This is a genomic window from Streptomyces sp. 378 (assembly GCF_030124145.1).
Classification (GTDB): Bacteria; Actinomycetota; Actinomycetes; order Streptomycetales; family Streptomycetaceae; genus Streptomyces.
Map to the genome: position 1 here is coordinate 105,580 of NZ_JASKMS010000001.1, position 17,875 is coordinate 123,454.

General features: G+C 69.9%; 18 protein-coding genes. 5 read left to right on the top strand and 13 right to left on the bottom strand.

Annotation, left to right across the window (positions count from 1 at the left end; genetic code table 11):
- Positions 1-25 precede the first annotated feature (25 nt).
- On the top strand, positions 26-1,033 hold the full coding sequence (locus tag QNO09_RS00495) for a Gfo/Idh/MocA family protein (protein ID WP_451520768.1): 1,008 nt from the start codon (positions 26-28) through the stop codon (positions 1,031-1,033).
- A 411-nt stretch (positions 1,034-1,444) separates the two neighbouring features.
- Here the strand turns inward: QNO09_RS00495 and rdmE are convergent, their stop codons facing one another.
- Genes rdmE through QNO09_RS00520 form a run of 5 tightly spaced genes read right to left on the bottom strand, consistent with a single transcriptional unit; the run spans position 1,445 to position 6,313 of the window.
- Positions 1,445-3,040: an aklavinone 12-hydroxylase RdmE gene (gene rdmE, locus QNO09_RS00500; protein WP_283967984.1), complete on the bottom strand. Its 1,596-nt coding sequence runs from the start codon at positions 3,038-3,040 to the stop codon at positions 1,445-1,447.
- Positions 3,041-3,083: 43 nt separating this feature from the next.
- The gene (locus QNO09_RS00505) at positions 3,084-3,797 is read right to left on the bottom strand and encodes a class I SAM-dependent methyltransferase (RefSeq protein ID WP_451520769.1); all 714 of its coding nucleotides are present in this window, start codon (positions 3,795-3,797) and stop codon (positions 3,084-3,086) included.
- Positions 3,798-3,829: 32 nt separating this feature from the next.
- A complete protein-coding gene (gene rdmC, locus QNO09_RS00510; RefSeq protein WP_283967986.1) occupies positions 3,830-4,726 on the bottom strand; it encodes an anthracycline biosynthesis tailoring methylesterase RdmC in 897 nt (298 codons plus the stop codon).
- Between the two features lie 4 nt (positions 4,727-4,730).
- Complete coding sequence (locus QNO09_RS00515) at positions 4,731-5,834, bottom strand: methyltransferase (RefSeq protein WP_283967987.1); 1,104 nt, start codon at positions 5,832-5,834, stop codon at positions 4,731-4,733.
- A gap of 41 nt (positions 5,835-5,875) precedes the next feature.
- Positions 5,876-6,313 (bottom strand): SnoaL/DnrD family polyketide biosynthesis methyl ester cyclase, encoded by a 438-nt coding sequence (locus QNO09_RS00520; RefSeq protein WP_283967988.1) that lies wholly within the window; start codon positions 6,311-6,313, stop codon positions 5,876-5,878.
- Positions 6,314-6,499: 186 nt separating this feature from the next.
- Between QNO09_RS00520 and QNO09_RS00525 the strand changes: the two genes are divergently transcribed.
- Positions 6,500-7,357, top strand: coding sequence for a class I SAM-dependent methyltransferase (locus tag QNO09_RS00525; RefSeq protein ID WP_283967989.1), 858 nt, complete (start codon positions 6,500-6,502; stop codon positions 7,355-7,357).
- A 359-nt stretch (positions 7,358-7,716) separates the two neighbouring features.
- Here the strand turns inward: QNO09_RS00525 and QNO09_RS00530 are convergent, their stop codons facing one another.
- Both QNO09_RS00530 and QNO09_RS00535 read right to left on the bottom strand, forming a co-directional pair.
- A complete protein-coding gene (locus QNO09_RS00530) occupies positions 7,717-8,487 on the bottom strand; it encodes an AfsR/SARP family transcriptional regulator (protein ID WP_283967990.1) in 771 nt (256 codons plus the stop codon).
- A 254-nt stretch (positions 8,488-8,741) separates the two neighbouring features.
- The gene (locus QNO09_RS00535) at positions 8,742-8,996 is read right to left on the bottom strand and encodes an acyl carrier protein (protein WP_283967991.1); all 255 of its coding nucleotides are present in this window, start codon (positions 8,994-8,996) and stop codon (positions 8,742-8,744) included.
- Positions 8,997-9,282: 286 nt separating this feature from the next.
- On the opposite strand from QNO09_RS00535, the gene rfbA reads away from it, so the two are divergent.
- Entirely contained in the window at positions 9,283-10,158 is an 876-nt protein-coding gene (rfbA, locus tag QNO09_RS00540; protein WP_283967992.1) for a glucose-1-phosphate thymidylyltransferase RfbA, read from the top strand.
- Between the two features lie 61 nt (positions 10,159-10,219).
- Here rfbA and QNO09_RS00545 read toward each other — a convergent pair whose 3' ends face one another.
- The 5 genes from QNO09_RS00545 to QNO09_RS00565 form a co-directional block, all read right to left on the bottom strand.
- Entirely contained in the window at positions 10,220-11,074 is an 855-nt protein-coding gene (locus QNO09_RS00545) for an aldo/keto reductase (protein ID WP_283967993.1), read from the bottom strand.
- Between the two features lie 26 nt (positions 11,075-11,100).
- On the bottom strand, positions 11,101-12,708 hold the full coding sequence (locus tag QNO09_RS00550; RefSeq protein WP_283967994.1) for an FAD-binding oxidoreductase: 1,608 nt from the start codon (positions 12,706-12,708) through the stop codon (positions 11,101-11,103).
- A 180-nt stretch (positions 12,709-12,888) separates the two neighbouring features.
- A complete protein-coding gene (locus QNO09_RS00555; protein WP_283967995.1) occupies positions 12,889-13,338 on the bottom strand; it encodes a nitroreductase family deazaflavin-dependent oxidoreductase in 450 nt (149 codons plus the stop codon).
- Between the two features lie 255 nt (positions 13,339-13,593).
- On the bottom strand, positions 13,594-15,057 hold the full coding sequence (locus tag QNO09_RS00560; RefSeq protein WP_283967996.1) for an aldehyde dehydrogenase family protein: 1,464 nt from the start codon (positions 15,055-15,057) through the stop codon (positions 13,594-13,596).
- Positions 15,058-15,172: 115 nt separating this feature from the next.
- Positions 15,173-15,997: a Sco1979 family transcriptional regulator gene (locus tag QNO09_RS00565; protein WP_051715698.1), complete on the bottom strand. Its 825-nt coding sequence runs from the start codon at positions 15,995-15,997 to the stop codon at positions 15,173-15,175.
- Here QNO09_RS00565 and QNO09_RS00570 point away from each other — a divergent pair.
- Both QNO09_RS00570 and QNO09_RS00575 read left to right on the top strand, forming a co-directional pair.
- Complete coding sequence (locus QNO09_RS00570) at positions 15,996-16,166, top strand: hypothetical protein (RefSeq protein ID WP_283967997.1); 171 nt, start codon at positions 15,996-15,998, stop codon at positions 16,164-16,166. The two genes, QNO09_RS00565 and QNO09_RS00570, sit on opposite strands and share 2 nt — an antisense overlap.
- Before the next feature lie 174 nt (positions 16,167-16,340).
- Positions 16,341-16,856 carry an ATP-binding protein gene (locus QNO09_RS00575; RefSeq protein ID WP_283967998.1) on the top strand — a complete coding sequence of 172 codons (516 nt, stop codon included), beginning with the start codon at positions 16,341-16,343 and terminating at the stop codon, positions 16,854-16,856.
- Positions 16,857-16,942: 86 nt separating this feature from the next.
- On the opposite strand, the gene QNO09_RS00580 is transcribed toward QNO09_RS00575, so the two are convergent.
- Positions 16,943-17,158 carry a DUF397 domain-containing protein gene (locus QNO09_RS00580; protein WP_283968392.1) on the bottom strand — a complete coding sequence of 72 codons (216 nt, stop codon included), beginning with the start codon at positions 17,156-17,158 and terminating at the stop codon, positions 16,943-16,945.
- Between the last annotated feature and the right edge of the window lie 717 nt (positions 17,159-17,875).

Sequence of the window (17,875 nt, forward strand, 5' to 3'; positions counted from 1 at the left end):
GCACCGTCAGCAACGGGCGCTCCGAATGGGCGTGATCGGTACGGCGAACATCGCGATGCGCCGGATCATGCCCGTTCTCGCCGCGCATGACCACGTCGACCTCGTCGCGGTGGCCAGTCGTGACAAGGCCAGGGCCGAACGCGTGGGAGCCGCATTCGGCTGCGGTGGTGTGGGGGATTACGCGGAACTCGTCGAGCGGGACGACCTGGACGCCGTCTATATTCCGCTGCCGCCCGGCATGCATCACGAGTGGGCGCTGCGGGCTTTGCGGTCGGGAAAGCACGTGCTCGTCGAGAAACCGATGTCGGACGCGTACGAGAAAACGCTCGAGCTGATGTCGACCGCGTCGGAACTCGGACTCGTGCTCGCTGAGAACTTCATGTTCCTGCACCATTCCCAACACGCCGCGGTGCGCGCGATGCTCGGCGAGGCCGTCGGAGAACTGCGGCAGTTCTCGGGATCGTTCGCCGTGCCGCCACTGGCGCCGGAGTCGTTCCGGTACCAGCCGGCGCTGGGCGGGGGCGCGTTGCTCGACGTCGGGGTGTATCCGCTGCGGGCGGCCCAGCTGTACCTGACGGGGGAGCTCGACGTGCTCGGCGCCTGTCTGCGCGTGGACGAGGCGACCGGCGTGGATGTGGCGGGCAGTGTGCTGCTGAGCGACGACCGGGGGGTGACGGCCCAGCTGGACTTCGGCTTCGAGCATTCCTACCGCTCGGCCTACGCGCTGTGGGGCAACCGGGGCCGGGTGAGCGTCCGGCGTGCCTTCACACCGCCGGAGCAGCTGAAGCCGGTGGTCAGGATCGAACAGCAGGACGTGGTGACGGAGCGCTCGCTGCCCGAGGACAACCAGGTCTTCAACGCGATGGACGCCTTCGTCCGCGCGGCCCTCTCGGGCGGCGGCCCCCTCACCGACACGTCCGCGATCCGCCGCCAAGCCCTCCTGGTCGACCGCGTCCGCCGGGCGGCCGCACTCATCGGCGACCCGAAGTCCCGCCCGCACGACGTCCTGTCGCAGGAGCTGGACCTGGCCTGACGCACGGCGGGCGCCCGCACGGTCCGACGGCTGGGCATGACGCCGGAGGGCCCCGCGGGCGCCACCGGCGTGAGCCGCCGGGTCCGAGGCGCTCACCCGCTGTGGGGATTCCGCCGACGGGGACGCGGCCGTCACGGCTGCCGGCGGCATGCCCGCCGCACCCGGCCGCTCCACGATCTGCCGGCCGCCCCTGATGCCCTGAGCTCCGATCACCACCGCCGGCCCGTGACCGCCTCCGGCACCCTGTGGGTCGCACCGGCTCCCTCTGCCGTACGCCCCCACCGGCGAACGTCCGCCGTACCCGCTCCCGATCCACCCGCGCCGGTTCCGGAACCCCCACAGGCCGGCGCACCCCGCCGAACACTCCGGCGGGGTGCGGGGTCGGGGCCCCTGCCGCGTGCCGACCCCGTGTCAGCGAGAGAGGATTTTGCGCAGAACACCGCCGAGGGTGTTCGCCGCGTCGGCCGCCGGTTCGTCCGTGCGCCAGGCGACGATGCCGTCGGGGCGGACCAGACTCGCGCCGGCCTTTCCGATGCCGTAGCGGTCGGCCACCGCGTCCTCCGGGTCCGTGAGGCCGGCGCCGATCCGGTACGCCCGGACGGGGATGCCCAGTTCCGTCGCGACCGTCTCCGCCGCCGCGACCCAGTCGGACCCCAGCTCGCCGGCCAGCAGGGTCCAGCCGTCGCCGAACAGGTCGACCGTGGAGAGCCGCTCGCCGTGCCGGGACACCATGACGTGCGGTCCGCGGAAGCCCGGGCGACCGCTCGGGTCCAGCGGGTTCTCCACCCGCGCCGGGTCGACGTCCGTGGCCAGAACCGCCGAGGAGCGGTAGCGGAAACCGAGCAGCGTCTCGGCGTACCCCACCGACTTGTCCCACACATCCGCCATGTGCGGCGCCATCCGCTGCGCGTAGATCGCCAGCGCCTCGGCCACGACCAGCTCCGCGGCGACCTTGCGCTCGTCCTCGTAGGTGTCGAGGAGCCCCGGCCCGGCCTGCCCGTGCAGCACCGCCGCCAGCTTCCAGGCGAGGTCGAACCCGTCGGCGACGGCCGCGTTGCCGCTCATGCCCCCGGTGGGCGGGGTGACCTTCGCCGCGTCCCCGGCCAGGAACACCCGCCCCTCGCGCCAGCGTTCGGCGATGCGGGCCGCCATCTCCCAGCCCTGGATGTCGACGAGCTCGGGCCGCACCTCGGGGGCGTCCAGCGCGAGGCCGATGAGTTCGATGCAACGCTGTGGTGTGAAGTCCTCGGGACTCTCGCCCTCGTCGGGGTCGTACTCGACGAAGAGGGTGTGCCGATCGGGCCGGTCCGTGGGACCGAAGGTGCCGGTGAACCGGGGGTGGTGCAGGTAGTACCAGCCGGTCGTGCCCGGCTCCATGATGCCGGAGAGGTCCGCGTCGAAGATGATGCCGACCATGTGGGTCAGCGTGCCGTGCCCGAACCGCTCGATGCCCAGCGACTCCCGCACCAGGCTGCGGTTGCCGTCGGCACCCACGAGATACCCGGCGCGCAGGTCGTACTCGCCCTCGGGCCCCTCCAGCCGGGCCGTGACACCGTCCTCGTCCTGGTGGAACGACATCAGCCGGGTGTCGAAGCGGATGACGCCGCCGTGGCGCTGCGCCTGTGCGAGCAGGATCGGCTCCAGCTTGTCCTGGGACAGCATCGCCCAGCCGGCCGGCGTGCACGGATCGGTCGCGGCCACCATGTCGTCGAAGCTCTCCGACACGGTCCGCAGGATCTCCCCCCGCACGCTCTGCGCGAGCCGGATGACGAAGTCGCCCTGGGCTCCGCGGATGTCGTCGGCCCGGGTCACCTCGTCCGCGACGCCCCCGATGCGCAACAGCTCCATGGTCCGCGGATTCTGCCCGGCGGCCCGCGGGTAGGGGGAGAGGCCTGACCTGCGCTCCACCACCAGCACCCGGACACCCTGCCGGGCGAGGAACATCGCCGTCGACAGGCCACCGAGCCCCGCACCCACCACCAGAACGTCGACCTCGTGGTCGTTCATGTCGTTCCTCTCTCGTCGTTTCTTGCGGGTTCCCGTCGCTGCTTCACCCGAGGACGCCGACGAACAGGCCGCGGCCCGACGGTGCCTCGGGCAGGTACTCGACAGCGAAACCGGCCTGCCTGAACGCCTGTTCGTACTCGGCCCGGCTGAACAGGGAGATGATGTGCGTGTCGACGAAGTGCCGGGCTCCGGCGCCGGGTTCGGCGACCACGAAGTGCACGTCCATGTGCGAGGTGCGGCCGCGTCGGGCGGAGTGCGAGACCCGGGAGACGGTGACGCCGTCGACGGTCACGACGTCGGCCGAGACATGGCCGTCGGCGAACGTCTCGTAGAACCACCACGGGTCGACCACGGCCACCCCGCCGGGCTCGAGGTGCCGGGCGAACATGCTCAGCGCCCGGCACAGTTCGGTGACCGACGACATGTAGCCGATGGATCCGAACATGCAGGTCACCACGTCGAAGGTGGCGTCGAGACGGAAGTCGCGCATGTCCCCCGGGTGCACGGTCAATCCGGGCAGCGCGGCGCGGGCCGCCTCGGCCATCGGCGCGGACAACTCCAGTCCCTCGACATGCGGGAAGAGCTCGGCGAAGTGCCGCAGATGCCCGCCGGTGCCGCACGCGATGTCGAGCAGCCGCCGGGCGCCGGGCCTGCGCTGCCGGGCGGCGGCGGCGACCGCCTCGGTCTCGGTGCGGTAGTCCTTGCCGCGCTCCCGGTGCACCAGGTCGTAGACGCGGGCGAGATCGGCCCCGTACATCGTCTCGCCCGCCCGCTGTTCGTCCGCGACGGTCATGACACCGAGCGGGCGTGGGCGAGGATGACCTCGGCCAGCGGGCCGTGGACCGAGGACGGCAGGGCGTGTCCCATGCCCGGGATCTCCACCAGACGGGCGGTGGGAATGAGCCCGGCGAGGTGCTTGCCGTGCGGTGCGGGTGCGATGGGGTCGTGCTCGGCCTGGATGACCAGGGTCGGCACGGTGACGTCACTCAGTTCGGCGGCCCGCGCCGGCGGCGGCAGGGTCAGTGAGTAGTGCGCGTACGGTTCGGTGAGGGTGCCGCCCGCGTGGTCGATCGCCCGTTCCTCCCAGCGCGCGTACTCCGCGTCGTCGAACGGCACGCCGGTTCCGGAGAGGATGCGCCACTTGCTCACGCGCTTGACCACCTCGGCGGCGCGCCCCTCGGCGGGCTGGTTCATCAGGGCGAGCGCGTCCAGGAACGGCTGCCGGGGCCCGGGCAGGCCGTCCGGTGTGGGTTCACCGCGCATCACGCGCTCGATGTTGCCGTCGAAGTCGATGTCGAGCCCGCCGCCCAGCATCATGGTCAGGCTGCTCAGCCGATCGTGGTGGTCCAGAGCGATGACCTGGGTGATGGTCGCCCCCATCGACAGGCCGACGACATGGGCGCGGTCGACGCCCCAGCCGTCGAGGACGGCGACCGCGTCGGCGGCCAGTTCGCCGAAGCCGTAGGGGTGGGCGGCGAAGTCGCGGGTGGTCGAACGGCCGGTGTCGCGGTGGTCGTAACGGATGACGTGGAGACCGCCGTCGGCGAGCCGCTGGGCGAACTCGTCGGGCCAGCCCAGGGCGGAGAGGTTGCCGCCCATGACGAGCAGCAGCGCCGGGTGCGCCGGGTCACCGAAGTCGTCGCTCCACAGCTCGACGTCCCCACTGGGCACGATGCGTTCGGACATGTGTCTACTCCTGTGCTGGGAGGACGGGGTGGGCCGCCCCGGGAGCGGCGGTGAACTCGAGGACGGAGAAGTCGAACGGGAGGGTCGTGGAACCGCTGGTGCGCTCCGAGGCCAGAGTGAGGCCGGCCGATGCGGCCAGGGCCACCACCTCGTCCCGGGTGCGCACCCGGCCCCCCATGAACGTCAGCATCCGCAGGTCGAGCAGGGTGCTGAAGAAGCGGTCGGCGCCGTCCCCCTCGACGTCGGCCCGGTCGAGGACGAGGAGCCTGCCTCCTGGTTCCAGCGCCTCGACGCACCGGCGCAGGATCGTCAGCGCGTCCTCGTCGGACCAGTTGAGCAGGACGAAGGACAGCACGACGAGGTCGGCGGTGACGGGCAGCGGCTTGAAGAAGTCGCCCTCCGCCACGGTGACCCGGTCGGCGAGTCCGGCGTCCGTGAACGTGCGCCGGGCGCGCTCGGCGGGGCCCGCCAGTTCGATCAGGGTGCCCCGCAGATGCGGGGCCCGCTGGGCGATCGCTGCGAGCAGACCGCCGTTGCCGCCGCCCACGTCGAGGACGTGCCGCACCGCCGACCAGTCGTACGCGCCGGCCGGGGCCTCGTAGGCCAGGTCCTCGTCGCAGGACATCAAGGCATCGAAGGAGTCGGCCAGCGCCCGGTCCTCCGAGAGGTCCTCCCAGAAGGGCCGCCCGTACCGCCCGGAGTAGGCGGGGCGGCCGGTGCGGACCACGTCGAGGAGCCCGGTGAAGGCCAGGTCGGCGTGGGAGACGGCCCCGTTCAGGTCCAGCCAGGCCCGCTGCTGCGCCGGATGGTCGTCGGCGAGGAGCAGCCCGAGGCGGGTGGGGCGCAGCGGCCGGTCAGGCTCTCCGCCCTCCAGGACGCCGACCACGACCAGGTGGCGGACCAGGCGGGCGAGCGCCTGGGGGTGGGTGTCCGTGCGGGCGGCGAGGCCGGCGACGGTGTCGGCTCCGGCCAGGAGATGGTCGACCAGGCGGAGCGTCGCGGCGACCCGGACGGCCATCGGGGTCACCAGATTGCCGAGGTTCTTCAGGAGTACGTCGAGGTCCTGGTCGGTCGGTTCCAGGGGTTCCCCGGGTGAGGAAGTGCTCACCGTGTTCCTTCCCTTGGGCGTGGGCGTGCCGGACACGCTGCTCAGGGCCGCCAGCCCTCCTCCGTGGGCCAGGGCTCGCCGAGCTGGCGGTAGGTGCCGAGGTAGTCCGGCCAGTCGCGGTGGTCGCGGATCTTGCCGTCCACGATCCGGATGAGGTGGATCTGCTCACCGGAGAACTTGCGCCCGGTGGCGGGCATCCCCACGAGTTCGCCCACCTGGCGTCCGTACAGGGCGAGTTTCGCCCTCACCCAGCTGCCCTTTTCCTCGTATCCGATCTCCTCGAGATGCGCATCCTCGGAGAAAGTGAGCTTCAGCCACTTCACCGCGAGTGCGAACGCTTCGGGACCACGCAATTCCGGCATGTGTTCCAGGGCACCGGGATTGAGGTACTCCTCGTGAATGAACTCGGCCACGTCGTCCGTCTGCCCGGTGTTGTAGCTGTTCACCATCCGGCGAACAATGTCGATGTGATCGCTCACGGTCGGCACTCCCTGTCGGTCGTCGATGCGTTCATCCTGACTTGCACGACTCTCCGCAACAATCCTTTTCCACACAACTCGACCGGTCGACAAGCCGGTTTCGAGCAGCTGCCGAGCGCATTTCGACCCATATTTCAGACGGACGGGCCAGGGTGGTCCGGTCGGCTTTCGTCACGCGGAGGAGCCATGGACAATACGAAGTACAAATCGACGGTCACCGAGGCGTTCAACGATGCCGCCGCGACCTATGACCAGTTGGGCGTCGAGTTCTTCACACCGATGGGCCGACGACTCGTGGAACGGGCCGATCCACAACCCGGACAGCGCGTTCTCGACGTGGGGTGCGGTCGCGGCGCGTCGCTGTTCGTGGCGGCGGAACGGGTCGGCCCGTCCGGTCATGTTCTCGGCATCGACATCGCGCCCGCCATGGTGGAGGAGGCCCGCCGGCAGGCCAGGGCGCTCGGCACCCGGCATGTCGAGGTCCGGGTCATGGACGGTGAGCAGCCCGACCTCCCGCCCGCCTCGTTCGACGTGGTGACCGGCAGCTACAGCCTGATCTTCCTGCCGGACGCACCGGCCGCGCTCCCGCGGTACGCGACCCTGCTGCGACCGGGCGGCCGGATCGCCTTCACCAGCCCGGTCTTCACGGAGGACACGTTCCCCTTCCTGCCGCCCGTGTTCACGGAGCTGATTCCGGAACGGCTGCTGCGCAACCTGCCGACCGACTGGCGGCCGGAAGCGCTGAAGCGGCGGTTCAACAGCTGGCTGCAGGACACCGGCGACCTGACCCGCACCATGGTTCGCGCCGGGTTCGAGGAGGTGGAGGTCATCGACGAGCACATCCCACTGCGCGCGCCGGACGGCGAGACCTGGGTCGACTGGTCCCACACTCAGGGAATGCGGTTGCTGTGGCAGCACCTCCCGGAATACGAGAGCCGGCAGCTGCGCCACCGCCTGACCACCGAACTGGACCGCCTGCGCGGCGACGGCCCGCTCCATCTGCCCACGCCCGTCAGGTTCGTCAGCGCGTCGACCCCGGCCTGAGCGGCCACCGCCCGGTCCGGCGGTGGGAGAACGCGGCGGGCCCGGTCACCGGGCGAGGACCCGCCCCGCCCGGAGGACCGGTCCGTCGGACTCCGGGGCAGGGCTCCGCTCTCCAGGAGCGCTCGCCGGACTCCCGGCGGCCGGGCGCCCGCGCCACCAGGGGTGGTCTGTCGCCCCACGGGCGACCACCCGCCGCCGCAAAGACCTGCCCCCGCGGCGCAAAAGGCCCGGCTGCCGCACCGCGCGACGACCGCCCCACTCACCACGGAACACCCGGCGACCGCGCCGCGAGACCCCCACCGCGCCACGGAACACACGGAGCCCGGTCCGCCGCCGGACGGACCGGGCTCCACCCGGTGTCAGTAGATCCGCACCGCCCCGGAGGACGACATGCGCACGATGTCCCCGGTCGGCCTGCGAAGGTTGCCCTGCGCGTCGATCGACTCCGCGTTGAGGATGGAGCGGTGCAGTTCCTGGGCCATCGGGCCCGGCTCGAGGCCGAGATGGTTCACCAGGTTGACCCGCAGACGCTGGAAGAGCTCCAGGGCCTGCGCCCGCCGGCCGTTGAGGTAGAGCGCCCGCATGTACTGGGCGTGCAGCCCCTCGTGGTACGGGTTGTCGGCCGTCAGCGCCGCGAGCTCGGTGAGCACCTCCCGGTACATGCCGAGCCGCAGCTGGGTGTCGACGAGGTACTCCAGGACGACCAGCCGGGCCTCCTCGAACTGCTGGCGCCGCCCCTCGAGGATCCGCCCGGCGACAACGTCGACGAGTGCGGGTCCGCGCCACAGCTGGAGCGCGCTGGAGAGGGTGGACAGCGCGGCGTGGTCGTCCCCCGACGACAGCGCCCGCCGTCCGTCCGCGACCAGCTCGTGGAACCGGTGGACGTCCAGATCCCCCTCGGTTGTCCGAAACAGATAGCCCCCGGACCGGGTCACGAGGATCTCGGAGGCGACCTGACGGGCGGTCATTCCCGTCGCGGACGCCAGCAGCTTGCGCAGGTTGAGGATGTAGGTCTGCAGCGTGGTCAAGCAGCTGACCGGAGGTTCCTCGTCCCACAGTTCGCGTATCAGTGACGATACGGGCACGACCTGGTCGGCGTGCACCAGGAGTGTGGCCAGAACACTTCTCATCTTTGGTGCGCTCGGAGTGTGCAGGTCACCTTCGACCTGCACGGAAAGCGGGCCTAAGACACCCAGCTTCACGACGTTCCCCCATAGATCGCAGAAAGCTACTGGTCTACCGAGCATCAACGCCTCAGGCGGTTCACAAGTTCCCCACGGGGGGTCCGGCGTTTCGCCGGAAAAGCAAGCGCCTGCTGCGCATGCGCGTAACTGATTGCGCAATCAACAAATCGACCTGGGTGTGACGAGCGCCACAGAGCGATTCAGGCCACTTTCAGAAGACCGTTGACCACGGCCAGAAACCCGGCCGGGGTCGTCACCTCGGAAAGCCCCTCTTCAGGGATGTCGACGTCGTACTCGCTCGAGACCCGGGCAGCGGTCTCCAGGAGGGCCAGCGAGTCGTACCCGAGGTCGGTGAATTCCATGTCAACTGCGTTTTGCGCGCTGGTCACAGACTCCTCTTCCCCCGCGCACTCACGCAGGATGGCAAAGAGTTTCTCGCTCGTCAGTTCCGCCACGACGGTTCTTCCTCCCCTTGCAGTCGTTTCCTCGCGCTCCTTCGGTGCCGGCCGGCGACGTCGGTTATCGGTCGGATGATGCATCACCGCGGTCGACTACGGCCACCAAGTGCACCCTATGCAGATTCGGAAGGAACAGACTCGAGAACCGATCGAGCGGACTCGAACGGAAGGTGACCACGGAGCCGTCACCTCGTATCGCGGTCAATATCGGCAAGACGATTGTTGTCCGCCGGGAGGCTTCCGGCCTACTGTCACTGAGAATGCCCAGACAAAGGAGGAGCCAGTGAAAGGAATTGTGCTGGCGGGCGGCTATGGAAGCCGTTTACACCCGATCACCCTGGCTGTTTCGAAGCAGTTGCTTCCCGTCAACGACAAGCCGTTGATCTACTACCCTCTCTCGGCCCTGATGCTGGCCGACGTCCGGGACATCCTCATCATCGCCCTGCCCGGCGACATCCCCCAGTTGCGCAGGCTGCTGGGCGACGGCAGCCACCTGGGGATCTCCCTGACGTACGCCGAACAGCCCGTCCCCAACGGGCTGGCGCAGGCCTTCCTCACCGGGGCCGACCACATCGGCGGCGACTCGGTCGCCCTCGTCCTCGGCGACAACATCTTCCACGGAAACGGTTTCTACGATCTCCTGGCGGCGCACTCCCAGAACATCGACGGGTGCGTCCTCTTCGGATATCCGGTCACCGATCCCGAGCGCTACGGCGTGGGGGAGGTGGACGAAACAGGCCGGCTCGTCTCACTGGCGGAGAAGCCCGAAAAGCCCCGCTCAAATCTCGCCATTACCGGTCTCTACCTCTATGACAACGACGTCGTGGAGATCGCTCGTCACATACGCCCCTCAGCCCGCGGCGAACTGGAAATCACCGACGTCAACCGGACCTACTTGGAACAGGGCAGAGCCAAACTCGTCACGTTCGGCCGCGGCTTCGCCTGGCTCGACGCCGGCACCCCGCAGTCGCTGCTCCAGGCCGGTCAGTACGTGCAGACCCTGGAGGACCGGCAGGGCGTCCGGATCGCCTGCCTGGAGGAGGTCGCCCTGCGCATGGGCTTCATCGACGCCGACGCCTGCCACCGGCTCGGGGCGAAGCTGTCGCGGTCGGGGTACGGCGAGTACGTCATGGCCGTGGCGAACGAGATGAGCGCCTGACCCGCCCCGCGGACGGCCGGGCCGGGGATGGTGGCCCCCGGCCCGCTCGTCGCCCGGTTCCTCACGTCTCGTCGAGCAGGGCCACCTGCTCGCCGTCGAGGGCGATGTCCGCCGCCGCCATGTTCGCCCGCAGGTGGGACAGCGACGCCGTGCCCGGGATCGGCATCACGACCGGCGAGCGGTGCAGCAGCCAGGCGAGCGCCACCTGCGTCGTCGTCGCTCCCACCTGCGCGGCGACCCGGGCCAGGGCACTGTCGCGGGCCGGCCGGGCGGTACCGGCGAGCGGCTTCCACGCGATGAAGGCGATGCCCTCCTGCTCGCAGTGGGCCAGCTCCTTCTCGTACCGCCGGTCGAAGAGGTTGTACTTGTTCTGCACGCTCACGATGCGCGCGACCCCGCGGGCCTGCTCGATCTGTTCCACCGTCACCTCGGAGAGCCCGATGTGCCGGATCTTGCCTTCGTCCTGGAGCTGTTTCAGCGCTCCCACCTGGTCCTCGAGTGGCACCTGCGGGTCGACCCGGTGCAGCTGGAAGAGCTCGACGCACTCCAGCCGCAGCCGGCGCAGACTCAGCTCGGCCTGCTGCCGCAGGTAGTCGGGCCGGCCGAGCACTCGCCACTGGTGCGGGCTCGGCCGGACCTCGCCCGCCTTGGTGGACACGACCAGGCCCGGCGGGTAGGGGTGGAGCGCCGTGGCGAGCAGTTCCTCGTTGGCCCCGAGTCCGTAGACGTCGGCGGTGTCGATGAACGTGACGCCGAGGTCGACCGCACACCGTGCCACCTCGGCGGCCTTGTCCGGCCGGGCGGGCGGCCCCCAGTGGTGGGGACCGGTGAGCCGAAGCGCCCCGAAACCGAGCCGGCCCACGGTGAGGTCGTCTCCCAGGGTGATGTGTGTACCGACGGCTCGGCCGGGTCGCACGGTGACGGTTTCCTTTCAGCCGGGGATCAGGGGAGCCGGACGGAGAGCGGGTGGCGGAAGACGCCGCGCGGGTCCCACTTCGCCTTGACCTGCTGGAGGCGGCGGTATCCGTCCTTGTAGTAGAGGGTGTGCCAGGGCACGCCGGAGGTGTTCCAGCGCTCGTCGGCCAGGTCGGTGTCGGGATAGTTGATGTAGCAGCCGTCGTGCTCGTCGTTCGGCACGGGCACCCCGCCGGTGTCGCGGAAGACGTCCCGGTACAGCTCGCGGATCCAGTTCAGGTGCCGGCCGTCGAGGTCCGGGTCCATCCAGGTGACGGAGAACCACGCCTTGAGGATCGAGTCCCGTTGGGGCAGAGCGGTGGCCCCGGGCGCCACGGTGTTGACCTTCCCCCCGTACGAGTAGAGATCGACGGCGCCCCAGCCGTCGAACGCGGGATCGGTCAGGTGCTTGTGGACGGTCGCGATGCGCTCGGGGGACCATGCCCGCCTGAGATAGGCGCTCTTGGACTTGTGCCGGTCGTACCCGCCGGTGTCGAAGCGTGCGCCGAGGGTGGCCTGGAGCCAGAGGTCGTCCTGGTGCTCGACGGTCGGTTCGAGGCCGGTGCCCGCGTTGACGGCGGCGACGTAGCGCTCGATCAGTTCGGCGGCGTCGGCGCGGCCACCGTCGAAGCGTGCCTCCAGCGACACGGAGCCGACCGCGTGCGTGTTGAGGTGCAGGGTGCTGTAGAGGCTGCCGTAGCGGGGATCGGCGTGGTTCTCCTCGTACCACCGGCTGTAGTTGGTGACGAGCCGGGTGAACCGGGTGAGGTCGAGGTCGGCCCAGGACCACGTCACGAAGGTGGAGCGGAGCCGGGTGGGCGGCTTGGGCAGCAAGGCCGAGGGGTCGTCGCCCGAGGCGCCGGGCGTACGGAACAGATAGCGGGTGACGATGCCGAAGTTGCCGCCTCCGCCCCCGGTGTGCGCCCACCAGAGATCGTGGTTGGGGTCGTCCGGCTCCCGGGTGGCGGTGACGGTGCGCGCCTTGCCGTTGGCGCCGACGACGACGACCTCGACACCGTGGAGATGGTCGACGACGGTTCCGTCCCGACGGGTCAGCGGCCCGTATCCGCCACCGGCGACGTGCCCGCCGGCTCCGACCTGGGGGCAGACCCCGGCGGGCAGGGTGACACCCCAGTCGTAGAACAGCGTGCGGTAGACCTCGCCCAGCGTGGCGGCGGGCTGCACCGCGAACGCCCGGTGCTCCTTGTCGAAGTAGACCGCGCGCATCGGCGAGGTGTCGATGAGCACACGGACGTCACGGTGGTCCGCGAAGTTCTCGAAGCAGTGCCCGCCGCTGCGGACCGCGATCTGCTTGCCGGCCGCCACGGCGTCGGTGACCACCTGGTCGATCTGCTTGGGCGTGTGCACCACGTGCACGAGCTCCGGCGCCCCGACGAAGCGGCCGTTGAATCCCCTGCTGACCAGTTCGCCGTACCGGGGATCGGCGGCGGCGACCGTGGTGAGCGACGACTCCGGCACGCACACGGCTTTGCTCCGCGCCGCCTCGGCCGGTGTCGCCGCGGCCCCCGTGACGGCCACCGCGGCGGCACCGGCCCCCGTCGTTCTCAGAAACCCGCGACGACTGAATCCGCCCATGGCACACACCCAACCCTTCGATGAGAAACGAGCGGGTGGAACGGCACGATGACGCGTCCCCCCTCACGGCACGGCCCCCTGCCGTCCGCGCGCGGGACCCGGCGAACCGGGCCCCCGACCGACGCGCACTCCCCCGAGCATCGCCGTAGCCGCCTCCTCACCGGAGGCGCCGGGCACCCGTCATCCTCGTTTGGGCCCCTGTGGCTCCAGCACGACGACGGGGATCTTCCGGTCGGTCTTCTTCTGGTAGCTCTTGTACTGCGGAAAGATCACGGTCATCGCCTCCCACAGGCGCGCCCGCTCCCCCTCTTCCGCCTCCCTGGCGACCGCCTCGAACGTCTCCGCCGCCACCTGAACCGACACCCGGGGCTCCGCCAGCAGGTTCAGGTACCAGTGGGGGTGGTGGTCGGATCCGCCGTTGGACCCGACGACGACGTAATTCCCCTGGTCCTCCCCGTAGATCAGCCCGGTACGCCGCAGCGCTCCGGACTTGCGTCCCCGTGTGGTCAGCACCAGTGTCGGCTTCCCGTACCAGATGTGCCCGCTCGCACCCTCGCTGGATACGTACCGGCGCACATGCGTGGCGACCCAGCCGGTCGGGCTGTCGAGCACCTCGTTCTGTTCGTCCATGCACTCACTCCGTCCGTCGGGAGGCACACCGTACCACCGGATACTTAAATTTGAGTATCGCGCATCGCTTCCCCTGAAACCACTTTGTTACAGGGGAAGTTGAGCTGCCCGACGGTTTCCGGTGGGCGTGACGGACGCGCTTAGAGCATGTGCGACGGCCCCGCCGCACGCAACGAGTTCCGGACACCGGCCACATGCCTTCGAGTACTTCTCGAGTGGCCCACGACCGGCCCTCATGGCCTCACGGCCACGCCTCTAGAACGGGAAGCCGCTCCGGCCGTGCTGCACCGAGATCCACTTGGTGGTGGTGAAGGAGTCCAGCATCGTGTCGCCGTTGAGCCGGCCGAGGCCCGAGTGCTTCTCGCCGCCGAAGGGGACGATCGGCTCGTCGTGGACCGTGCCGTCGTTCACGTGGAACATGCCCGTGTCGATCTGCTTGGCGAAGTTCACCCCGCGCTCGATGTTCCCGGTGTGCACGGCGCCGCTCAGCCCGTACGGGGTGTCGTTGACGAGGCGTACGGCCTCCTCCTCGCCGTCGAACGGGACGAGGAACGCGACCGGGCCGAAGACCTCCTGCCTGAGCAGCGCCGAGTCGGCCGGGACGCCGGTCAGCACGGACGGCTCGACGAGGTTGTCGGTCCGCCCGCCGCGCACCAGGGCCGTGGCGCCCTCGGCGAGGGCCTGCTCGACCACACCGGAGACGGCCTCCGCCTGCGAGGAGTTGATGACCGGGCCGATGACGGTCTCCGGGTCGCGCGGGTCGCCCGCCTTGAGGGTCCTCACCTTGGCGACGAACTTCTCGGTGAACTCGTCCGCGACCGCCCGGTCCACGAGGATCCGGTTGGCGGCCATGCACACCTGGCCCTGATGGACGTACCGGCTGAAGACGGCCGCGTCGACCGCGTAGTCGACGTCGGCGTCGTCGAGGACCACCAGCGCGCTGTTGCCGCCCAGTTCGAGGACACAGCGCTTGAACGACCGGGCGCACACCGTCGCCACGTGCCGGCCGACCTGGTCGGAGCCGGTGAAGGAGATGACCTTGGGGACCGGGTGCTCGATGAAGGCGTCGCCGATCTCCGCGATGTCGGTGATCACGACGTTCAGCAGACCGCCGGGCAGCCCCGCGTCCTCGAAGAGCTTCGCGACCAGGGAGCCGCCGACGATGGGCGTGTTCTGGTGCGGCTTGAGCACCACGGCGTTGCCGAGCGCGAGCGCCGGGGCGACGGACTTGATCGACAGCAGGAAGGGGAAGTTGAAGGGGCTGATCACGCCCACGACACCGACCGGCACGCGGTAGACGCGGTTCTCCTTGCCCTCCACCGGCGAGGGGATGATCCGGCCCTCGGGGGCCAGCGCCAGATGGACCGCCTCGCGCAGGAACTCCTTGGCGAGGTGCAGCTCGAAGGCGGCCTTCAGGCGCGTGCCGCCGAGCTCGGCGATGATGGCCTCGGAGATCTCGGCCTCGCGCTCCTCGATCAGGCGCAGGGCCTTCTCGAAGACCGCCCGGCGGGCGTAGGGGTTGGTCGCGGCCCACTGCCGCTGGGCACGGGCGGCGGCCCGGTACGCCTGATCGACCTCGTCGACCGTGGCTATGGTGATCGACGCGAGCTTCTCGTCGTCGTACGGGTTGAAGTCGATGATGTCCCAGGAACCGGTACCCGGGCGCCACTCACCGTCGATGTACTGCTGTGCAAGGTCGGTGAAGCAGGACGACGACAATGTGATCCCTCGATCCCTAAGCAGACCCCTGATCGCGCCTTCACGATCTGATCACGCGTCATCGTACTTGCGTTTGAGGCGAGTTGGAGGGGTCCTTCGGGAGAGGAGGGATCCTTCAGGAGAGCTGGAGGAGTCCTCGCAGGAGGTCCCGGCTCTCCGAGGGGCCCGGGCTGTCGCTCTGCAGCTCCTTGAGGGCCTTCTCGTACTGGGCGACGTCCTCGGCCTTGTCCAGGTACAGCGCGCTGGTGAGCTGCTCCAGGTAGACGACGTCCGACAGGTCCGACTCCGGGAAGCTGAGGATCGTGAACGCGCCACTTTCGCCGGAGTGGCCGCCGAGGCTGAACGGCACCACCTGGAGCCGTACGTTGGGCCGCTCGGAGATCTCGATGAGGTGCTGGAGCTGGCCGCGCATCACCTCGCGGTCGCCGTACGGGCGGCGCAGGGCGGCCTCGTCCAGGATGATGTGGAAGTCGGGCGCGCGCTCGTCCACGAGGTACTTCTGGCGCTCCAGGCGCAGCGCCACGCGGCGCTCGACGTCGGCCTCGCTCGCCCCCTGCATGCCCCGCCGGACCACCGCGTGGGCGTACGCCTCGGTCTGCAGCAGTCCGTGCACGAACTGCACCTCGTAGGCCCGGATCAAGGACGCGGCGCCCTCCAGGCCGACGTAGGTCGGGAACCAGCTGGGCAGCACGTCCGAGTAACTGTGCCACCACCCCGCGACATTGGCCTCTTTCGCCAGGGACAGCAGGGAGGCGCGCTCCTGCTCGTCGGTGATGCCGTACAGGGTCAGCAGGTCCTCGACGTCTCTGGTCTTGAAGCTCACCCGGCCCAACTCCATCCGGCTGATCTTCGACTCGGAGGCGCGGATCGAGTAGCCCGCCGCCTCGCGCGTGATGCCCCGAGCCTCACGCAGTCGCCTGAGTTGTGATCCGAGCAGCATGCGCCGCACCACCGATCCCGGCTCTCCCGCGCTCACGTTCGCCAGCCTCCCCAACGTCTTCAAGGGCCGCAGTCTGCCACTAAAACACTCCGAGCAGTACTCGTCCGGTTACGGAAACGGAATCGAGTCGGTCGACGCTCGCGCGCGGGAGCAAGAAGAAGGCAAGTGAACGACCGGAGAGAGACGCGAAGATGACGGAAAAATTGGCCAACAAGCGGTACGGGACATCGCATTCCGGTCACGTGCACGTGCATCTGCCCTTGCATCTGCTGTACGCATCCGAAACCATGGTGCCGCACCACCGCCGCATCGCACCGACCGCGAATTCCCGGGAGTGCCTCGCATGGGGACGAATGGATCGACCATGCTCGAGCCGTTAAGGCAGGGCCTTCCGCCGCTGGATCCCGCGGCCGTGTCCGACGCCGCCTCCTGCGCTCTGCCCGCCCGCTACGAAGCGGTGCGCGAGGCGCGGCGGTTCACCCGCAGAACCCTCGACCAGTGGGACCTGGGCGACCGGTTCGACGACGTCTGCCTGGTGGTCTCGGAGCTCGTCACCAACGCCCTGCGACACGGCCTGCCGGCCGGCAGCGCGTGTGTCAGCGGGCGGGAGCCTCCCGTGCGGCTGCACCTGATGCGGTGGACCGAGCGACTGGTGTGCGCGGTGCGCGACCCCAGTCACGACAGTCCGGTCGCCCGGGAGACCGACGACTTCTCGGCCGAGTCGGGCCGCGGACTGTTCCTCGTCGACTCCTTCAGCGACAGCTGGGGCTGGCACCCGCTGGCGGGCGCGCTCGACGGCAAGCTGGTGTGGGCGCTGTTCCGGCTGCCCCGGGCCGGTTCACGGCCGAACGGGGAATGAGCAACCGCGGCGCTTTTTCGCGCCGCGGTTCTACGCGCGTCACCGCGCGACGGACGTCGGGGGCCGCCTTGCCGGAGTCAGGGCCGTCATCCCACCAGGTGGTCGAACTCGCCGTCCTTCACGCCCAGGAGCATCGCCTCGATCTCCGCACGGGTGTAGACCAGAGCGGGACCGTCGGGGAAGCGTGAGTTGCGGACGGCCACGTCCCCGCCCGGCAACCGGGCGAACTCCACGCACGACCCCTGCGAGTTGCTGTGCCGGCTCTTCTGCCAGGCCACGCCGTGCAGCCCGGCGGCCGCCATACCGTTGTACACGTCGTGGTCCACAGGTCGCTCCCCGGTGGTGCACTGGCTGGTGTGGCCATTGATGCAGTGGTCAACTGACCCGGATCATAGCCCTGTTCACGTGCAGTTGCATGGGCAGATGCACGTGCACGCGCGGTGGTCTCCTGGTTACAGCTTTGACGACCGCTTTACCGAAGTTCTTGACTGTTTGACGGCTCGGCCCCACCTCCCGTTCCCGAACGCCTGCGCCGGGTCGGTGGGTTCGGCGGAGGTTCCGTGGAGGCGGAGCATCCGCTCACCGGCCGGACGCGGGGCCGCGCCGGGCCCCTGCCGGAGAACCGGGAGCTGGGGCGCGGGGCCCGGGAAGGGCCGTTCGATCGGCCGACCCGCATCCGGAAGACGGCCGCGGCCTGCGGGGACGGCGAGAAATGGGCCTGTCGCAGGAGGTCCGGGTCCTCTTCGCGTCCCATGCCGTGCTCGGCCCATCGCCGGACAGGCACGCGGCTCCCGGCCCACCTCCGGACACGCGCGCGGCTCCCGGCCCGTCCGACCAGGCGGCGCGCTCCTCGGCTCGCCCCGGGGGGGACGACCTCCGTGAGGCAGCCCCGACCGGCCAAGAGCCCGGCCCCGGCCACCCGCCATCGCCCTCCGCCGCCCGACGTCCGGCGGCGACGTCCGGCTCGGTCGGCGCACGGGCAAGAGGTCTCCGGGCCGTCAAGCGTGGGGAAACTCACC

What these genes read in the sequence shown, in the direction of transcription:
- QNO09_RS00525 (WP_283967989.1), top strand. Translation starts at nt 6,500, where the DNA reads ATGGACAATACGAAGTACAAATCGACGGTCACCGAGGCGTTCAACGAT.
- QNO09_RS00530 (WP_283967990.1), bottom strand. Translation starts at nt 8,487, where the DNA reads ATGAGAAGTGTTCTGGCCACACTCCTGGTGCACGCCGACCAGGTCGTG.
- rdmC (WP_283967986.1), bottom strand. Translation starts at nt 4,726, where the DNA reads ATGTCCGAACGCATCGTGCCCAGTGGGGACGTCGAGCTGTGGAGCGAC.
- QNO09_RS00555 (WP_283967995.1), bottom strand. Translation starts at nt 13,338, where the DNA reads ATGGACGAACAGAACGAGGTGCTCGACAGCCCGACCGGCTGGGTCGCC.
- QNO09_RS00575 (WP_283967998.1), top strand. Translation starts at nt 16,341, where the DNA reads ATGGGGACGAATGGATCGACCATGCTCGAGCCGTTAAGGCAGGGCCTT.
- QNO09_RS00565 (WP_051715698.1), bottom strand. Translation starts at nt 15,997, where the DNA reads ATGCTGCTCGGATCACAACTCAGGCGACTGCGTGAGGCTCGGGGCATC.
- QNO09_RS00495 (WP_451520768.1), top strand. Translation starts at nt 26, where the DNA reads ATGGGCGTGATCGGTACGGCGAACATCGCGATGCGCCGGATCATGCCC.
- QNO09_RS00580 (WP_283968392.1), bottom strand. Translation starts at nt 17,158, where the DNA reads ATGGCGGCCGCCGGGCTGCACGGCGTGGCCTGGCAGAAGAGCCGGCAC.
- rdmE (WP_283967984.1), bottom strand. Translation starts at nt 3,040, where the DNA reads ATGAACGACCACGAGGTCGACGTTCTGGTGGTGGGTGCGGGGCTCGGT.
- QNO09_RS00550 (WP_283967994.1), bottom strand. Translation starts at nt 12,708, where the DNA reads ATGGGCGGATTCAGTCGTCGCGGGTTTCTGAGAACGACGGGGGCCGGT.
- QNO09_RS00570 (WP_283967997.1), top strand. Translation starts at nt 15,996, where the DNA reads ATGCGCCGCACCACCGATCCCGGCTCTCCCGCGCTCACGTTCGCCAGC.
- QNO09_RS00505 (WP_451520769.1), bottom strand. Translation starts at nt 3,797, where the DNA reads ATGTACGGGGCCGATCTCGCCCGCGTCTACGACCTGGTGCACCGGGAG.